The organism is Kutzneria kofuensis (assembly GCF_014203355.1).
GTDB classification, from domain to species: domain Bacteria; phylum Actinomycetota; class Actinomycetes; order Mycobacteriales; family Pseudonocardiaceae; genus Kutzneria; species Kutzneria kofuensis.
In genome coordinates this window covers 3,983,347-4,009,330 of sequence record NZ_JACHIR010000001.1, presented here as the reverse complement: position 1 = coordinate 4,009,330, position 25,984 = coordinate 3,983,347, and the positions used below count along the sequence as shown (strand labels likewise).

Annotated in this window: 22 protein-coding genes; 10 read left to right on the top strand and 12 right to left on the bottom strand. The window is 72.6% G+C overall.

Annotated elements, in window-relative coordinates; genetic code table 11:
- Nucleotides 1-3 precede the first annotated feature (3 nt).
- The 8 genes from BJ998_RS18435 to BJ998_RS18400 all read right to left on the bottom strand — a co-directional run bounded on the left by BJ998_RS18435 (nt 4) and on the right by BJ998_RS18400 (nt 10,106).
- Nucleotides 4-1,212 (bottom strand): arginine deiminase, encoded by a 1,209-nt coding sequence (locus tag BJ998_RS18435; RefSeq protein WP_184868753.1) that lies wholly within the window; start codon nt 1,210-1,212, stop codon nt 4-6.
- Nucleotides 1,213-1,370: 158 nt separating this feature from the next.
- Complete coding sequence (locus BJ998_RS18430; protein WP_184863303.1) at nt 1,371-2,174, bottom strand: CPBP family intramembrane glutamic endopeptidase; 804 nt, start codon at nt 2,172-2,174, stop codon at nt 1,371-1,373.
- 18 nt (nt 2,175-2,192) lie between these two features.
- Nucleotides 2,193-2,981 (bottom strand): DUF2470 domain-containing protein, encoded by a 789-nt coding sequence (locus tag BJ998_RS18425; RefSeq protein WP_184863301.1) that lies wholly within the window; start codon nt 2,979-2,981, stop codon nt 2,193-2,195.
- Nucleotides 2,982-3,066: 85 nt separating this feature from the next.
- On the bottom strand, nt 3,067-4,224 hold the full coding sequence (locus tag BJ998_RS18420) for a VWA domain-containing protein (RefSeq protein ID WP_184863299.1): 1,158 nt from the start codon (nt 4,222-4,224) through the stop codon (nt 3,067-3,069).
- Nucleotides 4,221-6,404 carry a DUF5682 family protein gene (locus BJ998_RS18415; RefSeq protein ID WP_184863297.1) on the bottom strand — a complete coding sequence of 728 codons (2,184 nt, stop codon included), beginning with the start codon at nt 6,402-6,404 and terminating at the stop codon, nt 4,221-4,223. The genes BJ998_RS18420 and BJ998_RS18415 overlap by 4 nt, the downstream gene beginning before the upstream one ends.
- A complete protein-coding gene (locus BJ998_RS18410) occupies nt 6,404-7,501 on the bottom strand; it encodes an ATP-binding protein (protein ID WP_184863295.1) in 1,098 nt (365 codons plus the stop codon). The genes BJ998_RS18415 and BJ998_RS18410 overlap by 1 nt, the downstream gene beginning before the upstream one ends.
- On the bottom strand, nt 7,498-8,865 hold the full coding sequence (locus BJ998_RS18405; protein ID WP_246489320.1) for a DUF5691 domain-containing protein: 1,368 nt from the start codon (nt 8,863-8,865) through the stop codon (nt 7,498-7,500). Before BJ998_RS18405 ends, BJ998_RS18410 begins: the two co-directional genes overlap by 4 nt.
- 2 nt (nt 8,866-8,867) lie before the next feature.
- Nucleotides 8,868-10,106, bottom strand: a complete 1,239-nt coding sequence (locus BJ998_RS18400) for an SWIM zinc finger family protein (RefSeq protein ID WP_184863291.1) — start codon at nt 10,104-10,106, stop codon at nt 8,868-8,870.
- Between the two features lie 223 nt (nt 10,107-10,329).
- Here BJ998_RS18400 and BJ998_RS18395 point away from each other — a divergent pair, with 223 nt between their 5' ends.
- Both BJ998_RS18395 and BJ998_RS18390 read left to right on the top strand, forming a co-directional pair.
- Complete coding sequence (locus BJ998_RS18395; protein WP_184863289.1) at nt 10,330-11,268, top strand: hypothetical protein; 939 nt, start codon at nt 10,330-10,332, stop codon at nt 11,266-11,268.
- A gap of 35 nt (nt 11,269-11,303) precedes the next feature.
- Nucleotides 11,304-12,320, top strand: coding sequence for a hypothetical protein (locus BJ998_RS18390; RefSeq protein ID WP_184863287.1), 1,017 nt, complete (start codon nt 11,304-11,306; stop codon nt 12,318-12,320).
- Here BJ998_RS18390 and BJ998_RS18385 read toward each other — a convergent pair.
- The gene (locus BJ998_RS18385) at nt 12,308-13,480 is read right to left on the bottom strand and encodes a homogentisate 1,2-dioxygenase (protein WP_184863285.1); all 1,173 of its coding nucleotides are present in this window, start codon (nt 13,478-13,480) and stop codon (nt 12,308-12,310) included. The genes BJ998_RS18390 and BJ998_RS18385 overlap by 13 nt on opposite strands.
- A gap of 70 nt (nt 13,481-13,550) precedes the next feature.
- On the opposite strand from BJ998_RS18385, the gene BJ998_RS18380 reads away from it, so the two are divergent.
- From BJ998_RS18380 to BJ998_RS18370, 3 genes are read left to right on the top strand one after another with little or no spacing between them, the layout of a single operon-like run.
- Nucleotides 13,551-14,417, top strand: coding sequence for a hypothetical protein (locus BJ998_RS18380; RefSeq protein WP_184863283.1), 867 nt, complete (start codon nt 13,551-13,553; stop codon nt 14,415-14,417).
- Nucleotides 14,414-15,589, top strand: a complete 1,176-nt coding sequence (gene fahA / locus BJ998_RS18375) for a fumarylacetoacetase (protein ID WP_184863281.1) — start codon at nt 14,414-14,416, stop codon at nt 15,587-15,589. The genes BJ998_RS18380 and fahA overlap by 4 nt, the downstream gene beginning before the upstream one ends.
- 1 nt (nt 15,590) lies before the next feature.
- A complete protein-coding gene (locus BJ998_RS18370) occupies nt 15,591-16,232 on the top strand; it encodes an IclR family transcriptional regulator (protein ID WP_184863279.1) in 642 nt (213 codons plus the stop codon).
- Between the two features lie 3 nt (nt 16,233-16,235).
- Here the strand turns inward: BJ998_RS18370 and BJ998_RS18365 are convergent, their stop codons facing one another.
- A complete protein-coding gene (locus BJ998_RS18365; RefSeq protein ID WP_312890190.1) occupies nt 16,236-16,838 on the bottom strand; it encodes a TMEM165/GDT1 family protein in 603 nt (200 codons plus the stop codon).
- A 339-nt stretch (nt 16,839-17,177) separates the two neighbouring features.
- Between BJ998_RS18365 and BJ998_RS18360 the strand changes: the two genes are divergently transcribed.
- The 4 genes from BJ998_RS18360 to BJ998_RS18345 are packed head-to-tail and all read left to right on the top strand — an operon-like array spanning nt 17,178 to nt 24,086.
- Entirely contained in the window at nt 17,178-18,683 is a 1,506-nt protein-coding gene (locus tag BJ998_RS18360) for a cytochrome ubiquinol oxidase subunit I (RefSeq protein WP_184863277.1), read from the top strand.
- A 10-nt stretch (nt 18,684-18,693) separates the two neighbouring features.
- Complete coding sequence (gene cydB / locus BJ998_RS18355; RefSeq protein WP_184863275.1) at nt 18,694-19,701, top strand: cytochrome d ubiquinol oxidase subunit II; 1,008 nt, start codon at nt 18,694-18,696, stop codon at nt 19,699-19,701.
- Nucleotides 19,698-22,952: a thiol reductant ABC exporter subunit CydD gene (cydD, locus tag BJ998_RS18350; RefSeq protein WP_312890188.1), complete on the top strand. Its 3,255-nt coding sequence runs from the start codon at nt 19,698-19,700 to the stop codon at nt 22,950-22,952. The genes cydB and cydD overlap by 4 nt, the downstream gene beginning before the upstream one ends.
- Nucleotides 22,953-22,967: 15 nt before the next feature.
- Nucleotides 22,968-24,086 (top strand): GAF domain-containing sensor histidine kinase, encoded by a 1,119-nt coding sequence (locus BJ998_RS18345; RefSeq protein WP_184863273.1) that lies wholly within the window; start codon nt 22,968-22,970, stop codon nt 24,084-24,086.
- A 29-nt stretch (nt 24,087-24,115) separates the two neighbouring features.
- Here BJ998_RS18345 and BJ998_RS18340 read toward each other — a convergent pair whose 3' ends face one another.
- Nucleotides 24,116-24,748, bottom strand: coding sequence for a response regulator (locus BJ998_RS18340; RefSeq protein ID WP_184863271.1), 633 nt, complete (start codon nt 24,746-24,748; stop codon nt 24,116-24,118).
- Between the two features lie 47 nt (nt 24,749-24,795).
- Between BJ998_RS18340 and BJ998_RS18335 the strand changes: the two genes are divergently transcribed.
- Nucleotides 24,796-25,299: a GNAT family N-acetyltransferase gene (locus BJ998_RS18335; protein ID WP_312890187.1), complete on the top strand. Its 504-nt coding sequence runs from the start codon at nt 24,796-24,798 to the stop codon at nt 25,297-25,299.
- Here the strand turns inward: BJ998_RS18335 and BJ998_RS18330 are convergent.
- Nucleotides 25,296-25,892, bottom strand: coding sequence for a macro domain-containing protein (locus tag BJ998_RS18330; RefSeq protein WP_312890186.1), 597 nt, complete (start codon nt 25,890-25,892; stop codon nt 25,296-25,298). The genes BJ998_RS18335 and BJ998_RS18330 overlap by 4 nt on opposite strands.
- Nucleotides 25,893-25,984: the final 92 nt, after the last annotated feature.

The window sequence follows — 25,984 nt, the reverse complement described above, 5'->3', positions numbered from 1 at the left end:
TTCTTACAGCGCATCCCGCAGCACGGGGCAGGACATGCAGCGCGGGCCGCCGCGACCCGAGCCCAGCTCGGAGCCGCTGATCCGGAGCACCTCGATGCCGGCGTCCTCAAGCCGTGCATTGGTTTCCACATTCCGCTCATATGCGACGACAACGCCCGGCGCGACGGCGAGCGTGTTGTTGCCGTCGTCCCACTGCTCGCGCTCGGCGGTCACTGAGTCCAACCCGGTGTCGATGACGCGCAGCCGGTCGATGCCCATCGCGGTGGCGGCCGCGGTCAGGAACGGCGACGGGCCGTCGACGCTGACGCCGCCGGCGCCGTCGGGTCGCAGCGTGAAGGCGGACAGCGAGTCGCGGATCGCCGGGTACATCACCACGGCGTCCCGGTCGACCATGGTGCACACGGTGTCCAGGTGCATGGTGGCGCGCTCCTGCGCGATCGGCACGGCCAGCACGGTGTGCGCGAGGCCGTCCAGGAACACCGAGCGGGCGAACGACTCGGCGCCGGCGGGCGTTGTGCGCTCGCCGACACCGATGGCCAGCACGCCCTGCGACAGCAGCAGCACGTCACCGCCCTCCAAGGGCGCCGAGTGCGCGCCGTACGCACGGGAGGTCTTGGCGAAGCGCGGGTGGTACGCGTAGATGAGGTCGGTGATCGACGACTCGCGGCGGCGGGCCGGCATCACGAGCGACGACACGGCGACCCGGTCCGCGACCCATGCCGAGGAGTCGCGGGTGAACAGCAGGTTGGGCAGCGGGGCGATGGCGAAGTCGTGGGGCTGGTGCATGTGCCGCACCAGCGACGCGCCTTCGGCCGCCGGCAGCTCCTCGAACGTCATGCCGGCCATCAGCACGGTGGCCAGCTCGGACGGGACCAGCGTCGACAGGTGTGACCGCAGCGCGTCGGCCAGGTCGATGCCGAGCTGCCGCTCGTCGACGGCGGCGTAGATGCCGGCGGCCCGGGCCCGCTGGTCCTCCAGCGAGGTCCGCAGCAGGTCGGCCAGCAGCAGCACCTCGACGCCGCGCGACCGCAGCGTCTCGGCGAACGCGTCGTGCTCCTCCTGGGCGCGGCCGACCCAGGGGATGCCGTCGAACAGCAGCTGGTCGTTGTTGCGCGGGGTCAGCCGCTTCAGTTCCCGGCCGGGGCGGTGCAGCAGCACGGTGCGCAGCGGGCCGACCTCGCTGTCGACCCTCGGCGCCGGCGACAAGTCCATGGCAGAACTGATGTCTGAGGTCACGGCCCCGAGGGTAACCACGCGACAGTGGATTTGTCGCCCCTCAACCGGGTGTGACGGCGATTTCAGAAACGGAACGCCCGTTGTAGCAGCGATCCGTTAAACAAACGCGCCATCCGACCATCGATACGTTGTTGTCACAATCCGGGGATCACGCTGTGCAGCAGCGCGTACCCGACGAAGGACACGATGTCGAGGATGGTGTGGGCCACGACCAGCGCCCACAGCCGGTTGTAGCGCTGCCAGACCCGGCCGAACACCAGTCCGAGCACGACGTTGCCGAGGAAGCCGCCGAAGCCCTGGTAGAGGTGGTACGAGCCGCGCAGCACGGCCGCGGCGACCAGCGACGAGTTCTCGGCCCAGCCGAACTTGCGCAGCCGCGTGATCAGGTAACCGACGACGAGCGACTCCTCGGCCCACGCGTTGCCGAACGCGGACAGGATCAGCACCGGCACCCGCCACCACGTGTCCCCGAGCGCCGACGGCACCACGTTCAGGTTGATGCCGATCGCCCTGGTCAGGAAGTAGAAGCCCAGCCCGGGAATGCCGATCAGGGCGGCCAGCCCGCAGCCGGCCAGCAGGTCCCGGCCCGGCCGCGTGCGGTCCAGCCCGACCAGCCGCGGCCCGATCCCCGCCCGCCACAGCAGGTAGGCGCCCAGCGCGCCCCAGGCCAGCAGTTGCAGCACGCCGGCCAGCTGCGCGAGCAGGTCGAGCAGGCTGACCGTGGCCTGCTGCACGTTCAGCGCGACGCTCTGCTGGTTCAGCGGCTTCGGCTGCAGCAGCGCGTTCAGCAGCGAGATCAGGCTGCGCAGCCCGGAAAGCCCCAGCGTCGCGCTGAAGACGATCAGCAGCTCCCAGGTGTAGCCGCGCCGCTGCACCGGATCGGTGATCGCGTCCGTCACCCGGGCCGGCGCCAGCCAGCTGCGCAAAGTGCTCGCCATGCCGGCGGACGCTACCCGTTACCCCCGCTGGGCCTGCGTCAAGAACGGGCAGCCCATGAGCCGGCGCAGCTCGCCGGACAACTCCTTGGCCGTGTGCACCGGATGCGCGAACGCGATCCGCACGTCGTGATCACCCTCGACGGCCTCCACCCGCAGGCGCAGCCCCAACCGGTCCAGCCCGAGCGGCCGGACGTGGCCGCCGCGCAGGTGCTCCGGCAGGTGCCGGCTGAGCAGCTCGACCACGTCCCGGTGGGACAGCTCCAGGTGCCGCAGCCACTGGTCCTCTTGCTGGTGGAACGGGTCCGGCTCGGCGTCGCCGAACTCGCTCGGCCGGACCGAGCTGGTGCCCTCGGCGTCGGCGACGACCATCGAGGCCGGCGTCAGCCGCAGCACGGTGGCGCCGTGGCCGGCGTCGAGCAGCCGCGGGTCCGGCTTGCTCTCGGCCACCTCCAGCACCGCCGCCCTGGCCTGCTCGCCGTCCAGCGCACGCAGCCAGCCGGTGATCCAGAGCAGCCCGCGGACCGGCTCCCGCAACGGCACCGGCGCGGTGTCGGCGAGTTCGAGCATGCCGGTCAGCTCGCCGCGCGGGGCCTGCGCAGCCAGCGCGACCAGTGGGTCGTTGTCGCGGAACAGGAGCGTGGCGACCCCGTCGGGGTGCACGTGGTGCAGCATCGGCACCGTGCGGGACGCCGAGGCCGAGGCCTCGTCGGCGCCGGGCAGCACGGCCGCCCGGCCACCACGCGCGGCGATCGTCCTTGCCCGCTCCGCCGCGGTGGGCGCCGGCGGCCGGTACGTGGCCTGGCTCATCGCTCACCTCCAAGTTAGGTCAACCTAACCTCTGGCGGTCGGTCTTGGGAAGCGCACGTTCGGGTGCACCCTGACCAGCGCCGACTCATCTGCCGACGGCCATGCCCGCCTCCTCAGCCCAGGTTGCCACGTCATCCCGGCGCAGGGCAGCGGCCAATAGATCGGGGAACCGGTCCGGTGTGCACGCGAACGCGGGCGCCCCCAGCTCGGACAGCCGGGCCGCCAGCTCGTGGTCGTACGCCGGCGCGCCGCTGTCCGACAGCGCCAGCAACACCACCACGGTCACCCCGCTGGCCACCAGTTCCCGCACCCGGCGCAGCAGCTCGCCGGCCACGCCGCCCTCGAACAGGTCGCTGATCAGCACCATCACCGAGTCGGCCGGCCGCTTGATCAGCGACTGCCCGTACGCGACCGCCCGGTTGATGTCCGTGCCGCCGCCCAGCTGGGTGGAGAACAGCACGTCCACCGGGTCGTCCAGGGTCTCGGTCAGGTCCACGACCTCGGTGTCGAACACGACCAGCTTCGTGTCCACGGCCCGGATCGAGGCCAGCACCGCGCCGAACACCGCCGAGTAGACCACCGACTCGGCCATCGAGCCGGACTGGTCGACCAGCAGCACCACGTCCCGCAGCGACGCGGTGCGGGACCGCCGCTGCCGGCCGATCAGGTCGCTGACGACCACGGTGTTCTGCGCCGGCTGGTAGTTCTTCAGGTTGGCCCGGATCGTCGTCGCCCAGTCCACATCGGACAGTCGGGGCCGGTGGGTGCGCTTGGACCGGTCGATCGCGCCGTGCACGGCGGCCAGCAGTCGGTCGGCCAGCTTGCGCTCGACGTCCTCGACGACCTTGCGCACCACCGCCCGCGCGGTCTCCCTCGTACGAGCCGGTATCGCCTTCGACAACGAGACGAGCGTGCCGACCAGCCGCACGTCCGGCTCCACCGTGGACAGCAGCTCCGGCTCCAGCAGCAGCTTGTTCAGGCCCAGCCGCTCGACGGCGTCCCGCTGCATCACCTGCACCACGGAGGTGGGGAAGTAGGTGCGGACGTCGCCGAGCCAGCGGTGCAGCACCGGCGAACTGCTGCCGAGGCCGGCGCTGCGCTTGCCGTCCTGGCCCTCGCCGCCGCCACCGTAGAGCGAGGTCAGAGCCCCGTCCCGGCGCTGGTCGTCCTCGCCGAGACCGCCCATCTCGCCGGCCGCGCCGCCGAGCAGCAGCCGCCACCGCCGTTGCCGTTCGTCGGTCATGCGGTCGCTCCGATCAGGTCGCGGACGTGGGCGGCCAGGCGCTCGGCCCGCTCGGTGTCCCAGTCGCCGGTGGGCACGGTGACGGCCCGGCTGTCGCCGGCCATCACCCGGTCGCCGAGGGTGCGGCGCTCGGCCGTGCTGAACTCGCCGACGGCCCGGCGCAGCAGCGGCAGCGCGTCCGCGAAGGCCTCCCCGGAGAGGCCGGTCAGCCAGGTGTCGATGAGCGCGAACAGCCGGTCGTCCGCGGCCAGCAACGCGGCCGAGCCGCGCAGGAAGCCGGCGACGAACGCCGTCGCTCCGGCGGTGGCGGACACCGCCCGGTGCAGCCGCGCCGCCACGGAATCGGTGTCCAAATCGCCGGATTCCCACAGCAGCCGGGTCGCCCGGCCAGCGGGTAGACCGTGCGCGTCGGGCAGGGCGACCAGCCGGAGCAGCGCGTCCCGCCACACCGCCCGATGATCGTCATCGGCGGCCAGGCCGGCGGCGTCCTGGGCGGCGTCGAGCGCGGCGACCAACTGGTCGGCGGTGTCGTCGTCCACGTTGCGGCAGGCCAACGGCAGCCCGACCGCGCCGCGGGCGAGCAGGCCATGCAGCGCGGAGCGCAGCAGCTCGGGATCGGTGCCACGGACCGAGCCGTACCGAACGGTGCTGGCCAGCGACGGCAACGCCGCCAACAGCTCGGCGGCATCGGTCGCCGCGGCGGCGCAGCGGTCCAGCGCTCGCCGAGCGGCGGCCACGGCGACCGGCGACTCACAGCCGACGGAATGCCACAGCACCTCGGCGGCCTTGGCGACCCGGTCCGCCTCCTCGGCCCGCTGCCGCAGCACCTGCTCGGCGGCGGCCTCGACGGTGGTGCCGTGCCTGGCGGCGGCCGCGACGGCGACCGCCAGGCTCGGATCCCACCGCACCCGCCACGCCTCGGCGAAGGTGCCGGTGCTCGACGTGCTGTCCGGCTCGCCCCACTGCACGTCCAGCACCCGCAGCCGGCGCAGCAGCTTCGACCGCTCGCGGTCCATGTCCTTACGGAGATCGAGCCGCATCTGCTTCTCGATCGCGGCGGCCGGCATGCGCAGCCGCCGTTGCAGGCGTTCGAGGTCGGCGGCAAGCGGCGAGCGCGGCACGCCCTCGCCGACCATGCCCAGCTCCTCGCCGACCACCAGCTTCTCGTGCACCAGCCGCAGCGGCGTGTCGTCCCCGCCGCACAGCACGGCCAGCGTCGCCTCGCTGACCTCCGCCAGCCCCGGCGACGGCCGTCCGCGCATGGCGGCGAGCGCGTCGGCCAGCCGCACGGCCTCCACAGCACTCGCCGTCGACGCGGGCAGGTCCTCCTCACGCAGAACCTGGCAGGCGCGGGCGAACCAGCGCGGCACGGCGTCGCCGGCCGCGGCCGTCTCCCACAGGTGCGCGTACCAGCCGGGGGAAGCGATGCCGGCGCCGTAACCGGCGGCGTTGGCCAGCCGGCCGTGGCTCCACGGCACCCAGGTGCCGCTGATCTTCTTCTTCGGCAGGCCCTTGAGCAGCGCCGAATCCGCCGTAGCCGTAGGCAGTTCCAGCAGGGCCGGCACATGCCACGCGCCGCACACGACGACGATCGGGCCTTGCACGTCCTTGAGGCCCTTGCGCAGCGCCTGCCGCATCGCCGCCTCGCGCCGCAGCGTGCGCTGGCCGACGTGGTCGGCGAACTCGTCGCGCAGCGCGGTCATCGCCTCGGCGACGGCCTGCGCCAGCCCGATCGGGTCGGCCGCCGCGTGGTGCTCGACGACGTCCTCCCACCAGCGCTCCGGGTCGTCGAAGCCGGCCGCCTCGGCGAGCAGCCCCAACGGGTCGATGGCGACCCGGTCCGGCTCGTCGTCCTCGCCCAGCGTGGCCGCCGCGGCCAGGTCGAAGAACCGAAGCGGCACCTGGTTCTCGTCGGCCCAGCGCAGCGCCTGCCACTCCGGCGAGAAGCCGGCGAACGGCCAGAACGCGGCCGTCGCCGGATCGGACTCGTCGTGCAGCAACAAGGCGACCGGCGGGGTCAGCCCGCCGACGTGTGCGACCAGGCCGTCGGCCTCCGGCGGCCCCTCCACGAGCACCAGCTCCGGCTGGACGGCCGCCAGCGCGGCAGCCACCATCCGCGCCGATCCCGGCCCGTGATGGCGGATGCCGAGCAGCGTGACGCGGTCGGGCAGCTTGGGCATCAGGCGTAACCGGCGAGGTCGTGGTCCTGGCAGGCGCGGTACAGGTCGCGCCAGTCCGGCCGCTCCTTCACCACGGCCTCCAGGTACTCCTGCCAGGCGGCGGTGTCCGACACCCGGTCCTTCACCACGGCGCCGAGTAGCCCGGAGGCGAGTTCGTCGGCGCCGAGCCGGCCGTCGCCGAAGTGCGCGGCCAGCGCCATGCCGCTGGTGATCACCGAGATCGCCTCGGCCGTGGACAGGCTGCCGCTGGGCTTCTTCAGCTGGGTACGACCGTCCACAGTGGATCCGCTGCGCAGCTCGCGGAACACCCGCACCACCCGGCGCACCTCCTCCAGCGCCGGCGGCTCAGCCGGCAGCTGCAGCGCCCGCCCGAGCTGGGCGGCCCGGCTGGAGACGATCTCCACCTCGGCGTCCTCGGTGGCCGGCGGCGGCAGCACCACGGTGTTGAACCGGCGGGCCAAGGCCGAGGACATCTGGTTCACGCCGCGGTCCCGGTCGTTCGCGGTGGCGATCACCGAGAACCCGGGCACGGCCTGCACCTGGAAGTTCAGCTCCGGCACCGGCAGCGCCTTCTCGGACAGCACCGTGATCAGCGAGTCCTGCACCTCGGACGGCATCCGGGTGAGCTCCTCGACCCGGGCGATCGCCCCGGTCCGCATCGCCCGCAGCACCGGGCTCGGCACCAGCGCCGCCTCGCTCGGCCCCTCGGCGATCAGCCGCGCGTAGTTCCAGCCGTAGCGGACGGACTCCTCGCTGGTGCCGGCCGTGCCCTGCACGACAAGCGTGGAGTCGCCGCTGATCGCCGCGGCCAGGTGCTCGGACAGCCACGACTTCGCGGTGCCCGGCACGCCGACCAGCAGCAGCGCCCGGTCGGTGGCCAGCGTCGCCACGGCAACCTCGACGATCCGCCGGTCGCCGACGTACTTCGGGGTGATCGCGGTGCCGTCGGGCAGCTCGCCGCCGAGCACGTAGCGGACGACCGCCTGCGGGGACAGCCGCCACATCGGCGGCTTCGGCCGGTCGTCGACCGCCGCGAGGGCGGTCAACTCGTTGGCGTACTGCTGCTCGGCTGACGGCCGCAGCACTGTTTCGGTCACTGATCGCCCCTTCGATCGAACGCGTCCCGCAGTTGGACGCGCAAATGCAGCACTGCTTGTTCGTTGGTGTGTTCCGGCCAGCGCTCGGCGATCCGTGCCCACTGCTCCGTGAGCACTCCGACATCGCCCCTGGTCAGCAGCACGGGCGGCGGCCGCCCGGTGCGCCAACCCGGCGTGACCGCGACGATGAAGCGGTTGAGCAGCGCCTCGGTGGTCGCCGCCGACCACGGGCCCGGCAGCTGCGAGCAGCCGTGGTCGAGCAGGTCGTACTTCCAGTCGTGGGAGACGGCGACCAGCACCTCGGCGGCCGTCCGCGCCGGCAGCGAGTCGATCGCGTCCAGCAACGCCATGCCGGTCAGCACCTCGGACGCCGCCAACGCCCACGGCACCGGGTCGGCGGCCAGCGGCAGCGCGTCGGCGATGCCCTGCAGCAACGGCTTCGCCCACGGACTGGCCACCACCTGCTCCAGCTCCCAGAACTCGGGCGGCACCGACGCGGCGGCCGCCCGCAGCCGGCCGGCGATGCCGGTCTCGGCGTTGCCGTCGTGCATGAGGTCCCGCTGCTCGGCGGCGTCCGGCTCCAGCTCGAACCGGCCGTCCGGGATGACGTCGGCGTCGCGCAGTCCGTCCCAGAGCCGGCGTTCCGCCCGCTGCGCCAGCGCCGTGCCGGGCAGCCGCCGCAGCAGCCGCAGCGCGAGGTCGTGCACGCCGGCGGCGCGGTCGTCCAGCGCCGCCTCCAGGATCGGCTCGTCCTCGATGGACAGCCCGACCTCAAGCGCGTTGAGCAGCAGCTGCCGGTCGGTCGCCCGGCGCTCCTCCGGGAACCGCTCGGCGACCAAAGCCCGTACCGCCGCCGGATCGGCGCGCCGCCACTGCCGCAGCGCGGTCAGCCGCTTGCCCGCCGGCGCGTCCGGGTCGTACGGCTCCTGCTCGTTGATGCCGACCGCCCACGCCCAGTCCTTGCTCAGCTGCGCCAGCCACTGGCCGCGAGCGCCGAGCACCAGCCGGATCGCCGGCCGGAGCGTCGGACGTGCGCCGCCGAGGGCCAGTAGCTGCGGCAACTGGGCATGCGCCGCAACGACTTGCGCCCGACTGGCCGCCGCGCACCACTCCGTCAGCAGGGCCTCGTCGTCCCAGCCCAGCACCTGCGCCAGCACGTTGCGCGCGGACTCGCCCGCGAGCTGCACATCCTCCGGCGGGGCAAGGGGAATCGGCGCCAGGTCGTCCGGCGTCATCGGTAGCCGCGCCCCGAACCGGGCCAGCCCGAGCGCCGCACAGTCGGTCAGCAGCGTGTCCCGGTCGACGTTGCCCCGCCGTGTGCCGACCAGCAGTTGCTGCACCGTGTCCTGCCACCGCTGCTCCATGCTCACGACACCACCTCCGGGAACGCCCCCGGCTCGGCGATCGCGCACAGCTGCACCGTGTTTCCGTCCCACAACCCCATCGCGTCGAACGGCTCGCCACCCGTGCGGGCCAGCGCCTGCGCCAGCGACGCGCCCGCTCGAACCGGCAGCGCGCGTTCCGTGGCGTCGATGAGGTAGAGCGACTTGTCGTCACGCGCCGGCTTCGTCGCCTTGCAGCACAACGGAACCAGCCGCAGCCACGGGTCGCTGACGAGCAGCGGCTCGGCCGCCGCCAGCGCCTGCTCCCACGTGTCCGGCAACGGGATCGGGCCCGCCGGGCCGGACCGCGTCACCTCGCCGACCGCCACCCGCCGGGGCAAACCGCCCGGGTAGGGATGCATCACCGCCGTCAATTCCGCCCCAGGAGTCATTGCCGGCACGGGAATCGCGCCGCCGGCCGCGTGCCGCGCCGTGTACACCCACTGCTTGCGGGACCGCCCCCAAGCCCACTGCCGCACCGTGCGGACCTTGCCGTCGTCGCTGTCCATGCGGAGTAGGACGACCCAGTCGTCCGACCAGCTCTCACCGGCCCGGACCTCCTGCTCGGTGGTGGTGAACCCGAGCCGAACCCTTGCCGCGTCGGAGAAATCGGTCTTGGTGAGCAGGTAGAGCCGTCCGATGTGGTCGGTCGCCTCGTCGTACCAGCGGGGCCGGTTCGCCGCCACCACGGACCGCAGCTCGCCGATCGCCGAGGCGATGCCCGGCGCCTGCGCGTCCACCATCCGGGCCATGATTCCCTGCCACCACAACGGTTCCCGCGACGGCAACGTGTGCAGACCACCGGCCGACAGGTCGGTCAGCCAGTCCGTGAGCCCGGCGATGCCGGCCCGCACCGACTCCTCGCGACGCTTGCCCGGCTGCGCCGGCTTCCGCTCCGTGGTGGCCCGGTTGTGCCGGGCGCGCAGCCAGTTGCCCACCCACTCCGGCTGGCTGCCTTCCTGGGTGGAACCGTTGGCGTGCAACAGTTGCAGTGCCACCGCGTGCTTGCACGGAAACTTGCGGGACGGGCACGAGCACTTCGTCGCCCGGTCCGACAGGTCGACGCAGACCTGGTACGGGCTCTTGCCGCTGCCCTGGCACAGCCCCCACAGCGCGGCGTCGTCGCGGCCCAGTTCCGGCCATTTCGCCGGCGCCGCCAGCTTGCTGGCCCCGGTCGCCACCTGGCGGTCCGGCGCCTGCGCCAGCACTGCTTCCACGTCCATGCGACGACCATATGGGCACCCCCTGACAGTTTTGGATGGCGCGCGTTCCGCGCGCGGCTCGGCCACTTGGGGGCCTCGTGCTCTCCTGTGTCGGCGGTAGATCGGGCGGCACGGCTCGCACTGGTGCGTTCGTGCAGGTCACAGTCGGATGAACCCGGTATCCGCGGTGAGTTCGCCCCTGATAGGAATCACCGCGTCAGCCGAGGGGGGATTGGTGGAGAAGGTGAGGACTGCCGTCTGGCAGCCGCCGACGGACGGTCCGGTCGGCCGGGATCCCGATGTGCGACGGGCGGTGCGGGAGCAGTCCTGGTCTCGGGACCGCATCGCGCGGCTGTGGGGCACACACGTGTTCCTGGCGCTGTTGTGCCTGTTGTTCGGCCTGCCGGTGAGCACGGTCCTGGCGGCGCTGGCCGTGCTGGTGATCAGCGCCTTCATGTTGCACTACCGGCTGCGCATGGACCGGACCCTGGTCGACCTGCTCGACGCCGCGCCCGCGCGGCTGGCCGACATCGAGCTCGCCGGCGCGGCGGTGATCCGTGCCGACCAGATGATGCTGCGTGGGTACGGAGGCTTTCGCGGCGAGCGGGTGTGGCTGGTCGGACCGGACGCCAAGGGACTCGTCGCGGTGTTCGACGAGGCCAGCCCGTATCCGCACAGCACCAGGGTGACGACCCGGCCGCTCTCGAAACGCCGCCTCGCCGACCGCCCCAGGGACCCGCGAGGCCGGGCGACCGCCGTGGCCGACGCCGCGTTCCGGCTGTTCGTCTGCCGCTGGGGTTTCACCATCGTGATCACCATCTGCATCGGACTGGAGCTCGGTCCGCAGCCGCAGGTGCTGGCCTGGCTGTACGCCGTCGCGGGCATCGTGATCGCGATCGGCATGGCCCGGGACTGGCTGCGGCCCGAGCGGGTGTTGCGGGCCGGTCGACTGCTCGCGGCCCCGCTGGTCGAGTACCCGGCGCGACTGGTGGCCGACCGGTCGTTCGCCGTGAGGCTGGACGACGGCGCCGAGCTCGTGGCGAAGATCGCCTGGGAGCGGGACGTCGTGGCGAACGTGCGCGCTTCCGGGCGGCTGTGGATCGCGGGCACGCCGTTGCCCGGGGCAACGCTCGGAGTCGGCGTGCCGGACTTCCCCGTCGCCGGGGTCGTCCGGTTCAACTAGAGGGGGGAACGGATGGTGAGGTTCGCGTGAACGACATGTGGAGACCGCAGGTCGGAGCGCCGATGCTCAACGACCCGGCGGTGCTGCTGCACCTGAACTACTGGCGCAAGCGCAAGCTGGTGCAGCCGGTCGTCGTGTGCCTCGTGCTGGCGGTGCTGATGTTCGTGCTGCATCGCGGCTTCAGCATGCTGGGAGTGGTGTTGCTGGGCCTCGCCGCGGTGTCGGTGACCGCCTTCGTCCAGTTCCGCTCAAGGGTCGGCTGGTGGCTCCCGGCGGCCGAGTCGGTGCTGGACGGCGCGCCGCCGGTGCGGGTGAGAAGCCAGGTCGTCGGCGGCGCGGGGGCGTGGACGTTGCTGTCCGTCGACGGCGGGCGGCTGTACCTGCGGGTGACGAACACGGAGCGGGCGGTTCGGCAGTTCGCGGCTCGGCAGCGTGAGGTGTCGCTGATCGGCCCGAACGCGGACGGCGTCGCGGCCGTGATGCTCGACAGCCTGCCCGTCCCGCTGCCGGCGAAGGTCGTGCCGGCGCCGCCGAATCCGCAGCCCGTGCCGGTGACGGACGAGGACCTGTCACGCTGGGCCGCGGCCAACACGGCTCGGGCCGTGTACCTGGGCCTCGCCGTCGTCGGGCTGTGCGGCGCCAGTGTGGTGTTCGACCTGTTGCTGACCATCGACGGCTGGCTCCCGGCGACCATCGGGTTCGTCTTCGTGCTGGTCGTCGCGCTCGTCGCGAGCTTCTTCCGGCGCGGTGACCAGCACCGCATGGTCAAGCTGCTGCGCAACGGCCCGTGGCAGGCGTATCCGGTGCAGCTGCTGTCGTGGACGGGCAATCCCGCGCTGGTCGGGCGGCTGCGGCTGGCGCTGACCCTGCCGGACGGTAGCCAGTTGCCGGTCAGCGCCCGGTTCGGGCCGGCGTGGCTGGTGGCCAACATCGCGGCCACGGGCACGCTGTGGGTGGCCGGCAACCCGAAGCACGGCCAGGCAGCCGCCGTGGGGCTGCCCGGCCACCCGCACGTCGCGGCCGTGCGCTTCCAGGAGCTTCAGGCCCGCTGACGGCGAGCCCAGGTCCAGGCGTACGCGTCGTCCTCGCACGCCTGGGCCGCCTCGCCGAGCTCCAGCGGCCGGAACGTGTCCACCATCACAGCGGTCTCGTCGAAGAACTCCGCGCCGAGCGACGCCTCCACCGCGCCCGGCTGCGGGCCGTGCGTGCAGCCGGAGGGGTGCAGCGACAGGGAACCGATGCCGATGCCGGAACCCTTGCGGGCCTCGTAGTTGCCGCCGACGTAGAACATCAGCTCGTCGGAGTCGACGTTGGCGTGGTTGTACGGCACGGGGACGGACAGCGGGTGGTAGTCCACCTTGCGCGGGCAGAACGAGCAGACCACGAAGTTGGGCCCCTCGAACGTCTGGTGCACGGGCGGCGGCTGGTGCAGCCGGCCGGTGATCGGCTCGAAGTCCCGGATGTTGAACGCCCACGGGTACAGGCAGCCGTCCCAGCCGACCACGTCGAACGGGTGGTTGGCGTAGGTGAACCGGGTCAGCCCGGCCCGGTGCCGGACCAGCACGTCCACGTCCTCGCCGTCGGCCAGCAGCGGCTCCGCCGGGCCGCGCACGTCCCGCTCGCAGTACGGGGAGTGCTCCAGGAACTGGCCCTTGGCCGACAGGTAGCGCTTGGGCGGGCCGATGTGGCCGGTCGCCTCCAGCACGAGGATGCGCATCGGCTCGCCGGCGGTTGGCACCACCCGATAGGTGCAAGAGGTGGGGATGACGACGTAGTCGCCGTCACCGACAGGCAGCGCCCCGTAGATCGTCTCCACCACGCCGGAACCGGTCTGCACGTAGAGCAGCTCGTCGCCGGTGGCGTTGCGGTACAGCGGGCTCGGGGCCGTCGCCGCGACGAAGTTGATCACCACGTCGGAGTTGCCGAACAGCACCCGCCTGCCGGTGACCGCGTCGGCGTCCTCCCAGGTCAGGTCGGGTGTCTTGAAGTGGCGGGGTTTCAACGGCAGGTTCGGTTTCGTGCCGCAGCGACGATCTTCGACGGTCTGCGCGTCGACGATCGCGGTGGGCAGGTGGCGGTGGTAGAGCAGCGCCGAATCGGAGGAGAAACCCTCCACGCCCATGAGCTCCTCGGCGTACAGACCGCCGTCCGGCGTGCGGAACTGGGTGTGCCGCTTGCGGGGGATCTCCCCGACCTGTCGGTAGTAAGGCATTGGGCTCTCCGAGGTGTCCGATAGTCGGACATCTTTGTTCAGCTGCCGTGACACCGCTAGCGTGTCACCCGTGTCAAGCGCTGTAGAACTCCGTGCGCCCGGTCCACGAGGCACGCCGCCGCTGCTCGCGAGGCTCGTCGACGACGCGGCGCTGTTCCCGCCGGGCAACGCGACGATGGCCGACGCGGTCCGTGGGCACCTCGACGGGCGCTCCGGCGAATGGGCCGGTGTGCTGGGCCTTTTCCTGTGCCCGGCGTCCCGCCTGCCGGAACTGATCACCGAGTTGATCAAGGCGAAGCCGGTCAAGCCGGTGGCCATCTCGCTGGTCATCGACACCGGTCTCGGCGGTGTGCCGAAGGCCGTCTCCATCGTGGAGTCGCGCAGCGAGCTGCTGTCGCTGCGGATGGTGGAGATGCCGGCCCCGTCCGACGTCGACGAGGTGTGGCTGGAGCGGGTGTCGGAGTTCGTGCCCGAGGACGTGATCCGCGTCGTCGAGCCGCGCCGGGGCGGCGCGGAATGGCTGGACGGCGTCGCTCGGGTCATCGAGCACGGCAGTTGGCCGAAGCTGCGCTGCGGCGGCCTGAGCCACGAGGCGTTCCCCAGCGTGGACCAGGTGGCGGACTTCCTGTCCGTGGTCTCCGGCGGCGGCGTGTCCTTCAAGGCCACGGCCGGCCTGCACAACGCGGTCCGGCACACCTCCGAGGAGACCGGCTTCACCCACCACGGCTTCCTCAACCTGCTGGTGGCCACCGCGCGCTCGCTGTCCGGCAAGGACGTGCGCGAGGCGCTGGCCGAGACCGACGGGGAGAAGCTGGCCGAGGAGGCCAAGGCGCTGTCCGACCCGGCCGCGCACGCGGTCCGCGGCGTGTTCGCGTCCTACGGGTCGTGCTCACTGACGGATCCGGTGACCGACTTGGAGAAGCTGGGGCTGCTGTGACCTGGATCGACGACCCGGAGTTCACCGGGGACCACCCGTTCGGGCCGCAGACGCTGCCGTACGGAGTGATCGACGAGGGCGTCGCGGTCCGGGTCGGTGGTCAGGCGCTGCCGCTGCGGCCGATCGCGTCGTCATTCGGCGAGCGGCTGGCGGAGCTGGTGTCGGCCGACAGCCTCGACCCGTTGCTGGCCGCAGATCGGCCGCTGTGGAGCGAACTGCGGGCCCGGCTCCTCGAGCTCGTCACGGCCACCAGGGCGCCGCAGGGGGCCGTTCTGGCGCCGCTGTCGACGGCCCGGCTGCCGTTCACCGTCGGCGACTACGTGGACTTCTACTCGTCCCGGCACCACGCGGAGAACGTCGGCAAGATCTTCCGGCCCGACGGGGCGGCGCTGCTGCCGAACTGGACGCACCTGCCGGTCGGCTACCACGGCCGCGCCGGCACCGTGATGGTGTCCGGCACGGACGTGGTGCGGCCCAAGGGCCAGCGCAAGGGCGAGCGCGGCCCCGCGTTCGGGCCGAGCGTGCGGCTGGACATCGAGGCCGAGGTCGGCTTCGTCTGCGGCGGCCCGGTCGCCCGCGAGGTCCACACGTCCGCGGCCGCCGACCACGTCTTCGGCGTCGTGCTGGTCAACGACTGGTCGGCGCGGGACATCCAGGCGTGGGAGTACCAGCCGCTCGGGCCGTTCCTGGCCAAGTCGTTCGCCACGTCGGTGAGCGCCTGGATCACGCCGCTGGAGGCGCTGTCCCGGGCCCGGGTCGCGCCGCCAGCGCCGCCCAACCCGCTGTTGCCGTACCTCGTCGAGGACGTCGACTGGGGGCTGGACCTGGCGCTGCGGGTGTCGTGGAACGACACCGTCGTCACCACCCCGCCGTTCGCGAGCATGTCGTGGACGTTCGCGCAGCAGCTGGCGCACATGACCGTGAACGGCGCGACCGTGCGGCCCGGCGACCTGTTCGCCTCCGGCACCGTGTCCGGGCCGGACAAGTTCCAGCGCGGCAGCTTCCTGGAGCTCAGCTGGGGCGGCAAGGAGCCGGTCGAGCTCTCCGACGGCAGTTCGCGGACGTTCCTGGAGGACGGCGACACCGTTGTGATCACGGCGACCGCGCCCGGCGAGGACGGCACCGTGGTCGGCATCTCCGAGGTGGCCGGCACCGTGAGGCCGGCGGTCTGAGATGGTCGAGCCGGCCACCCGTGAGAGTTCGCTGACGCTGGAGCGGGGCCTCGCCCTGCTCCAGGCCGTCGCGGACTCGGACACGGGTGCGCCGAGCATCAGCGACCTGGCGACCGCCATCGGCGCCTCCCGGGCGGCCGTCTACCGGCTGCTGGTGCCGTTGCAGGCCCGCGGTCTCGTGCTGCGTGACGGGTCCAAGGTGCGGCTGGGGCTCGGTGTGCTGCAGCTGGCCGCCAAGGTCGTGCCGCAGCTCCGCAACGCCGCAACGCCGCCCCTTCGCGAGCTTGCCGAGGGGGTCGGGGCCACCGCCCACCTCACCGTCGCCGAGGGGCACGAGGCGCAGGCGGTTGCCGTCATCGAGCCGTCGTGGACGACGTATCACGTGGCCTACCGGGTGGGCACGAGGCACCCGGTCAGCCGTGGCGCCGGCGGCAAGGCCATGTCCCTGCCGCCGGGCGGCCCCGAGTGGGTCGACAGCACCGGCGAGCTGCAGCCCGGCGCCTACGGCGTCGCCGCCCCCGTGCGGGGCGTGCCGGGGCTGCGGGCCAGCGTCGGCGTCATCTCCATGGAGCCCCTCGACCAGAGCGTCGTCGGCCCGCTCGTGGTCGCCGCCGCGGCGGCCGTCGCCCAGGCGTTGAGCTGACCGTCAGCCGACGATCGTCTGGTACAGGGCGAACGCGGCGAAGGCGGCGAAGACGAAGCCGGCGATGCGCTGGATCAGCTGCGGGCGGACGCGGGCGCGGATCTTGCGGCCGACGAGCACCGCGACCCCGGCGACGGCGACGAGGGCGAGCCACGCCCCGAGGCCGACGGCGAAGGGGTGGCCGTAGTGGGCGGTGAGGCCGGCGGTGGCCAGCTGCGAGGCGTCGCCCCATTCGGCGGCGAACAGCACACCGAACGAGGTGAGGGCGGCCCGGCGGAAGGACACCTCGTCGGGGCCGGAGCGGGCGGCGTCCTGCTCGCTGTCCTCCTCGGCGCCGAAGCCCTCGCGCAGCAGCATGACGGCGCCGACGGCGAACAGCACGGTGACGACGCCGGTGGTGACCCGTTCGGGCAGCAGCGTCAGCACGCTGCCGAAGGACACGGCGATCACGCACTGCACCAGGAACGCCACGCACACGCCGACGAACACGGGCCAGGCCCGGTAGCGCGTGGTGAGCACGAGGGTGGCGACGAGCGTCTTGTCCGGCAGCTCCACCGCGAGCACCACGGCGAAGGCGGTCAACAGCACCAGAAACGTTGCGGCCACAGGGGTCCGATCCCTCCCACGTGTGGCCCGGACGGGGAGACGCGCGACCCCGACCGGGCGCGAAGTCACCCGGCCGGAGGTCTCGTTCGCCCGCGTCAAGCGGGTGAGGCACCGGATTCCGATGGCGGAACCAGTATGTCGATGGCCTCGCCGGGCCGCCGAGATGAAGGGCGGACCCCGGGAACTACTCCCCTCAGGCAGCTCTCATTGTAGCGTGCGCATGCGTTCGGGGGCCGCGAGCCGCGTCACAGGGTCCCTGCCCACCCAGGACCAAGGTCCCGTGCGGTCGGGACGCCGGGACCTGAGCGGGGACCCCCGCCCGGTGGCAGTGTTTCCAGCGTGGACGTACTCGATGTGGCCAGGTGGCAGTTCGCGATCACCACCGTCTACCACTTCCTGATGGTGCCGTTGACCATCGGGCTGTCCATTGTGGTCGCCGTGATGCAGACGGCCTGGGTGCGCACGGGGAAGGCGCACTACCTGGCGATGACCAAGTTCTGGGGCAAGCTGATGTTGGTCAACTTCGCCATGGGCGTGGTGACCGGCATCGTCCAGGAGTTCCAGTTCGGCATGACCTGGTCGGCCTACTCCCGCTTCGTCGGCGACGTCTTCGGCGCGCCGCTGGCGATGGAGGGCATCGTCGCCTTCATGGTCGAGTCGACCTTCCTGGGCCTGTGGATCTTCGGCTGGGAGCGGCTGCCCAAGCGGGTGCACCTGGCCTGCCTGTGGGCGGCGTCGCTGGCCTCGACGGCGTCGGCGTACTTCATCCTGTCCGCGAACTCGTGGATGCAGCACCCGGTCGGCATCGAGCTGGTGGACGGCAGGCCCCGGCTCACCTCGATCTGGGCGGTGCTCACCAATAACACGGCGATCGCGGCGTTCACGCACACCGTCTCGGGCGGCTTCGCCGTCGCCGGCACGTTCCTGGTCGGCATCTCGGCCTGGCACCTGTGGAAGAAGCACAAGCTGTCCGCTGTGGACGATCCGGACCGCAAGGTGTGGTCGGCCTCGCTCAGGCTGGGCGCCTGGATCGGCATGGTCGCGTTCGCCGCGGTCGCGCTCACCGGCGACACCCAGGGCAAGCTGATGTTCCAGCAGCAGCCGATGAAGATGGCCGCGGCGGAGGCGCTGTGCCACACCGAGGCGCCGGCCAGCTTCTCGATCTTCGCCTACGGCGACGTGTCCCGGCCGGACTGCGAGAACGTCAAGAGCATCACCGTGCCGGCGCTGCTGTCCTTCCTGGCCCACAACGACTTCTCCACCGAGGTCAAGGGCGTGCAGGACCTGACCACGCTCTACGAGCAGAAGTACGGGCACAACTACCCGGTCGACCCCAGCCTGGGCGCGTTGTCCGGCCAGCCGATCGACTACGTGCCCGACCTGCCGGTCACCTACTGGGGCTTCCGCTTCATGATCGGGTTCGGTGCCATCGCGGCCGGGGCGGCGCTGCTCGCGCTCTGGCTGACCAGGCGCGGCCGCGTTCCGCGCACGAAGTGGTTCCCGCGGCTGGCGCTGCTGTCGATCGCGACCCCGTTCCTGGCCAACAGCTTCGGCTGGATCTTCACGGAGATGGGCCGGCAGCCGTTCGTGGTGGTACCCAATCCGACCGGTGTGGACGGTGTCTTCATGTACACCGCGCAGGCGGTGTCGCCGGGCGTGTCCGCCGGCCAGGTGCTGACCTCGCTGATCGCGCTCACCGTGGTGTACGGCGTGCTGGCGGTGGTGGAGGTGTTCCTGCTGGTGCGCTACGCGAAGGCGGGCGTCGCGGGCGTGATGCCGCCGCCGGGCGACGGCGACGCCGACCAGAAGAAGCCCGACGACGACGTGCTCGCGTTCGCGTACTGAGGAGCCTGCCGTGGACCTGCCTACCCTGTGGTTCTGGGTGATCACCGCGCTCTGGACGGGCTACTTCTTCCTGGAGGGCTTCGACTTCGGCGTCGGCATGCTGACCCGCCTGCTGGCCCGGGACAACACCGAGCGCCGGGTGCTGGTGAACACCATCGGCCCGGTCTGGGACGGCAACGAGGTGTGGGTGATCGTCGCCATCGGCGCCACCTTCGCCGCGTTCCCGCCGTGGTACGCCACCATGCTCTCGGCCGAGTACCTGCCGGTGCTGCTCATCCTGCTCGCGCTGATCGGCCGCGGCGTCGCGTTCGAGTACCGCGGCAAGGTGGACAGCGACCGCTGGCGGCACGGCTGGGACCTGGTGATCCTGCTCGGCTCGTGGATTCCGCCGCTGGGCTGGGGCCTGGTCATCACCGGCGTCGCCACCGGGCTGCCGATCGGCAAGGACGGCGTGCTGGAGGGCGGCCTGGGCGCGCTGTTCACCTGGCCGGCGGTGCTGGGCGCGCTGGCGTTGGCCGGATTCAGCCTGGTGCACGGATCGGTGTTCGTGGCGCTCAAGACCGACGGTGAGATCCGCCGGCGGGCGCGTGCGCTGGCGCTGCGCGTCGGGCCGCTCTGCCTGCTGCCGATGGCGGTGCTGATGGTGCTGGTGCAGGTGCGCCAGGGCGGGCTGGTGACGATCGTGATCGCCGCCGTCGGGCTGCTCGCCGGGGCAGGGGCGCTGGTGCGGCTGGCGGCCGGCCGGGAGGGGCAGGCGTTCGCGCTGCTGGGCGTGCTCATCGCGAGCGTGGTGGTGTCGCTGTTCGGCTCGGACTTCCCGACCATCATCGCGTCCACCGTGGACCCGAGCTACTCGCTGACCGTGGCCAACGCCGCGTCCAGCCCGTACACGCTGGGCGTGATCACCTGGGTCGCCGCCTTCGGCACGCCGGCCGTCCTGGTCTACCAGGGCTGGACGTACTGGGTGTTCCGCCGCCGCATCAGCGCCGCGCACATTCCCCCGGTGCACGTGCCGTGAGCCGCCGCGGACCGCTGGGAGATCTGCCGGCGCTGTCGCCGACCACACGCCGCGCGCTGGTGGTGTGCGGCCTGCTCTCGGTGCTCAACGCCGTCGCCGTGGTGGCGCAGGCGTGGGCGCTGTCCTCGGTGCTCGCCTCCGTGGTCACCGGGCACGGCGACCGGCCGTTCGCGCTGCTGGCGGGCGCGGTGGTGGCCCGCTCGGCGCTGGTGTGGGCGCTGGACACGATGTCGGCCCGGGCCGCCGCCGGGGCCAAGGAGGAACTGCGGGCGCGGGCGTTGGACCGGGCCATGGCGCACGGTCCGGAGTGGATTGCCACGCGTGGCCCGGCCGAGCTGACCGTATTGGCCACCAAGGGTTTGGACGCCTTGGACGCGTACTTCACCCGCTACCTGCCGGCGCTGGTGACCGCCGCCGTGGTGCCGCTGCTGGTGGGCCTGGCCGTGTTGTACACGGACGTGCAGTCGGCGGTGCTGATCGCCGTCACGGTGCCGCTGATCCCGTTGTTCGCCATCCTCATCGGCCGCTACACCGAGCAGCGCACGGCGAAGTCGGCGGATGCCACCGCACGGCTGTCCGGGCACCTGCTGGAGCTGGTGCGCGCGCTGCCGGTGCTGACCGCGTTCGGCCGGGCCGAGGCGCAGGCCGAGGCGGTGCGCCGGGTCGGGGAGCAGCACCGCAAGGCCACCGGGGCGACGCTGCGGGTGGCCTTCCTGTCGGCGTTCGCGCTGGAGACCATTGCCACGCTGTCGGTCGCGCTGGTCGCCGTGGACATCGGGCTGCGGCTGGTCGGCGGCACGCTCGGCCTGGCCACCGGGCTGCTCGTGCTGGTGCTGACGCCCGAGTGCTACCTGCCGCTGCGCTCCGCGGGCGCGGCCTTCCACGCCAGCGAGGACGGGCTGGAGGCGGTGCGCCGCGTCGCCGAGATCGAAGCCGTCGACCATCACCGCGGCGAGATCGCCGACGGCGAGATCACCGTTGACCGGCTCTCGGTGGAGCGGCGCGGCCAACTCGCGCCCGACGGGGCCTCGTTCACCGTCCGATCAGGACACATCACCCGGCTGGATTCGCCCAGTGGCGCGGGGAAATCGACGACGCTGGCCGTGCTGCTCGGTTTCGTGCGGCCGACGCGGGGCCGGGTGACGGTCGGCGGTGTCGATCTGTCTACAGTGGATTTGTCGACTTGGCGACGGCAGGTGGCCTGGGTGCCGCAGCGCCCGGCCTTCAGCGCCGAGATCGTCGCGGACGAGCTGGCCCTGGTCGGCGGCGACGTGGCCGGCGTGGCTGCCCGGGTGGGCGCGGCGCACCTGCTGGAGCGCCCGATCGTGGAGCTGTCCACGGGTGAGCGGCAGCGGGTGGCCATCGCCCGCGCGCTGCTGCGCGTGGAACAGGGGGCGCGCTGGCTGCTGCTGGACGAGCCGACCGCGCACCTGGACCCGGCCACCGCCGGCCTGGTCATGACGGCCGTCGCCGACGCCGCCGACAAGGGCGTGGGCGTGCTGCTGGCCACGCACCGGATCGCCGCGCCGGAGGACGCCGCCGTGGTCGCCGGCACGGTCGCGAACGCCACCAAGGCGGCCTTGGCACCGCCCAAGGCACGCATCGCCGACCTGGTGAACCGCCGGTCCATGATCGGCGTCCTGCTCGGTGTGCTGGCCGTGGGCAGTGGTATCGCGCTGACCGCCACCGCAGCCTGGCTGATCGCCCGCGCGTCCCAGCAACCGCCGGAGGCCGCGCTCGCGGTCGCCGTGGTCGCGGTGCGGGCCTTCGGCCTGGGCAAGGGGGCGCTGCGCTACGTGGAGCGCCTGGTGACCCACGACGCCGCGTTCCGGCTCGGCGGCAGCCTGCGCGGGCAGCTGTGGGCGGCCCTGGTCCGCATCGGCCCGGCCCGCACCACCGCACTGCGCCGCACCGACGGCGTGCAGCGGCTGGTCGACGACACCGACACCGTGCGGGACCTGGTGCCCCGCGTGCTGGTTCCGCCGCTGGTCGGCCTGCTCATCGCCGTCGGCGCGGTCGCCCTGGAGACGGCCGTGCTGCCCGCCGCCGGCGCGGTGCTGGCGGTCGCGCTGCTCGTCGCCGGCGTCGGTGGGCCGGCCGTGGCCCTGCTCGTGGAGCGGCGGGCGACTTCGGCGTTGGCCGCCGGCCGGCGAGATGTCGCCGCCAAGGTGCTCACCCTGTTCGACGCCGCGCCCGACCTGATCGCCTTCGGCGCGGTCCGCCGCCGACGCGCCGAACTCGCCGCCGCGGACGCCGAGCTGGCCGCCACCGCCCGCCGGCAGGCGCTCGGCGCGGGCGCGGCAAACGCTCTCGTCACCGGCTCGATCGGTGTGGCGACCCTGATCTGCGCCTGGCTGGCCGCCTCGGCCACCGGGCTCGACCCGGTGCTGGTGCCGTTGTTGGCACTGGTGCCGTTGGCCACGACCGAGGCGGTCGCGGCCATCCCCCCGGCAGCTCAGCAGTGGGGTGCCCTGAGGTCCGCCCATCAGCGGGTCACTGAGCTGACCGGGACTTGCGGGGAGGGGGGCTCGACTCGTCGGGAGAGCCCTTCTCCCCGCAACACCAGCACGGAGCGGGAAGTTCGTCCGGCCGGAGTGGACGGGCGAAAGCCGGGGGCGGAGTACGGAATCCACCTGGCCGGCGTGGACGTGCGCTGGCCTGGGGCCGAGCGGCCGGCGCTGCGCGGCGTCGACCTGGACGTGCCGGCCGGCAGTCACGTCGCCGTGGTCGGGCCGTCCGGCGCTGGCAAGTCCACGCTGATGGCGCTGCTGCTGGGTTTCCTCACCCCCGAGCGCGGCGTGGCCGAGGTGCCGGACATCGTGTCGTGGTGCCCGCAGGAGCCCCAGCTGGTGTCCACGACCGTGCGGGAGAACCTGCGGCTGGGCGATCCCGAGGCCGACGACGACCGACTGCGCGAAGCGCTGCGCGACGCCCAGCTCGACGCCTGGACCGACCGGCTGGACGTGGTCGTCGGCACCGGCGGCGCGGCGGTGTCCGGCGGTGAGGCGCAGCGGCTGGCCATGGCCCGTGCCCTGCTGCGCGCCGACCACGCCGGCCTGGTGCTGCTGGACGAGCCGACCGCGCACCTGGACGAGCCGACCGCGGATGCGTTGCGGCAGCGGCTGCGGACCCGGCTGGCCGGCCGTACCGTCGTGCACGTCACCCACCGACTCGACGAGGCGGCCGAGGCCGACCTGCTGATCGAGGTGAGCGACGGCACGATCCGGCTGCGCCAGCGAGAGGCGGTCTAGGCTCGAATGCGAATCATGGATCCCGCACTCGCCAGCCGCACCCTCCAGGTCGCCACCGAGATCACCAACGCCGCACTGTCCGGGGAGGACCCCGACGCCGTGCTGCCGCTGGTGGTTCGGGGCGCGGCCGACCTTGCCGGCGCCCACCTGTGCCTGGTCGGCGTGCGCGGCGAGGACGACAAGCTGACCGTGGAGGCGGCGTACGGCGGCGTCGACCCCGTCGGCACCGTGCTGTCCTCGCGCTCGGTCGCCGCTCGGGTGGCCCGCGGCGGCGAGCCGGTGATGGTCAACGACTTCACCTCCGACCCCAGCACCGCCCCGTTCGTGCCGCCGATCCTGCGGCTGTACGGGCCGTTCGCGGTGGTGCCGTTCGGCACCAGCGAGCGGCGGCTCGGCGCGCTGGCCGTGTACCGGCGGCGCGGGCACGAGCCGTTCGGGCCGGCCACCGTCGACGTGCTCAACTCGTTCGCCGCCCAGGCCGGGTTGGCGCTCGTGCTGGCCGAGGGCGCGACCGCGCGCGAGCGGGTCGCCGTCTACCAGGAGCGCGAGCGCATCGCCCGCGACCTGCACGACGTGATCATCCAGCGGCTCTACGGCGCCGGCGTGCAACTGGACCTGCTCAGCCGGCAGCTGGGCAACAAGCTCTCGCCGACCGAGGGCAAACGCCTGGCCGACGCCGTCGACCAGCTCGACCAGACCATCGCCGAGGTGCGCGCCACCGTCCGGTCGCTGCGCAACACCGACCCGCTCTACCCGTCGCCGGCGCTGCTGGAGACCGCCCGCGCCGAGGTCGCCACGGCCGGCGAGTTGCTCGGGTTCGCGCCGTCGTTCGAGATCCATGGCGACTTCACCGACGTGCCCCCCACGGTCGCCGACCATGCCCGCGCCGCGCTGCGGGAGGCGCTGTCCAACGTCGTGCGGCATTCCGGGGCTAACGCCGTCACGGTGTCGCTGTGCCGGGACGACAAGGGCCTGCGGCTCAAGGTCGTGGACAACGGCTGCGGCATCCCGCCCGGCGTCGCCCGCCGAGGGCTGTTGCACCTGGAGGAACGCGCCGAGGCCGCCGGCGGCACCTGCGTGGTGGAATCCAGCGCGCGGACGGGGACGTCGGTGCGCTGGGAAGTGCCGTTGTAGCCGGACTGGGCGGGCGCTGTTGGGCCGCTCTAGTCCCTAGACCTCTTCGCCACCCAGGCCGCCGCCTGGGTCCGGCGCTCCATGCCCAGCTTGGCCAGCACCGCCGTCACGTAGTTCTTGACCGTCTTCTCGGCCAGGAACAGCCGTTCCGCGATCTGGCGGTTGGTCAGGCCGTCGCCGATGAGCGTGAGGACCTTGCGCTCCTGCTCGGTCAGCGCCGCCAGCTCGTCGGTCGGCACCGGGCGGCGCATGCGCTCCAGCACGTGAGCGGTCGTCACGGGATCGAGCAGCGACCGGCCGGCAGCGACCTCACGGACGGCCTGCACCAGGTCCTGGCCGCGGACCTGCTTGAGCAGATAGCCGGACGCGCCGGCGAGGATGGCGTTGACCAGGGCCTCTTCGTCGTCGAACGCGGTCAGCACCAGGCAGCGGGGACCGTCGGTGAGCGCCCGCAGGTCCCGGCACAGCGTGACGCCGTCGCCGTCGGGCAGGCGCATGTCGACCACCGCCACGTCCGGACGGCGGGCCTGGGCCAGCACGAGGGCCTCGCCGACGCCGCCGGCCTCGGCGACCACCTCGATGTCGGCCTCGCTGTCGAGCAGGTCCCGCAGGCCGCGCCGGACGATCTCGTGGTCGTCGACGAGCAACACGCTGACCGTCACCCACACAAGGTAGCCCGAAGGCCGATTCCGTGTGACACCGTTGACGGGTGGCCGAGAACACGCTGCGGATCAAGCCCGTCGTGAACACGGACCGGCCGGCGCTGGGCCGGTTCATCGCCAGCCGCTGGGGAGCAGCCACCGCCGTCGCGCACGGCACCGTGTTCCGGCCGGCCGAGCTGCCGGGCTTGGTCGCGGTGCGGGACGGCCGGCTCGCCGGCCTGCTCACCTACGACGTCAGCGGCGACGCGCTGGAGATCGTCACCATCGACGCCGTGACGCCCAACGGGGGCGTCGGCTCGGCGCTGGTCACCGCCGTCGCCGACGAGGCGCGGCGGCGGCAGGTGCGCAGGCTGGTCGTCACCACCACCAACGACAACCTGGACGCGCTGCGCTTCTACCAGCGCCGGGACTTCCGCCTGATCGCCGTGCGACCGGGCGCGGCCGACGAGGCGCGGCGGCTCAAGCCGCAGATCCCCGAGATCGGCCACTACGACATCCCGCTGCACGACGAGCTCGAACTGGCCCGGGAACTGGGCAGTCAACAGACCTAGCTGCCCGTCGGCAGCTCGCTGAAGACCTCGTCCCACGCGGCCGCCACCTGCCGGGCGCAGGTCTGCGGCTCCACCTCGCCCACACCGGTGCCGAGGCCGGGCATGGCGATCGTGCGGACGGCCTCGCGCACCGGGACACCGGTCTCCAGCCGGGCGTGCAGCCACAGCCGGAACACCGCGCGGGCGGCCAGGAACGGGTTCACGGTGTCGGCCGGCAGCTGCTCGCCGGGCTCACGCATGGTGGGTGCGCTGATCATCCATTCGGGCGCGGCTTCACCCGTTGGCACGATGATGGCCTCACCCACGGGAAGTTCGCCGCCGTGGTAGGCGAGCACACCGCTGCGGACGTTCTGCTCCACCTCGGGGAAGGCCCGGGAGTAGAGCGCGTCGATGCCGCCGCGCATCCAGCCGAACGAGTTCGCCGGGCTGACCACGGCCTGCGCCTCGATGTCCAGCACGGATCCGGGATGCACGCGGATGCCGGGGCGGTTCTCGGCGACGGTCAGCCACGCCCGCGCCAGGGGCGCCTCCACGGCGCAGAGCACGAGTTCGAGCGGCGGAGTGGCCAGGTCGCCCTCCGGGTCGTCGGTCACAGCCCAAGCATTGCAGGCGACCGACACGCCGCGTAACTGGGGAGGCCACCGTCCGAGTGGGTGATATATGCCTCAACGCCAACGGCTCGCCA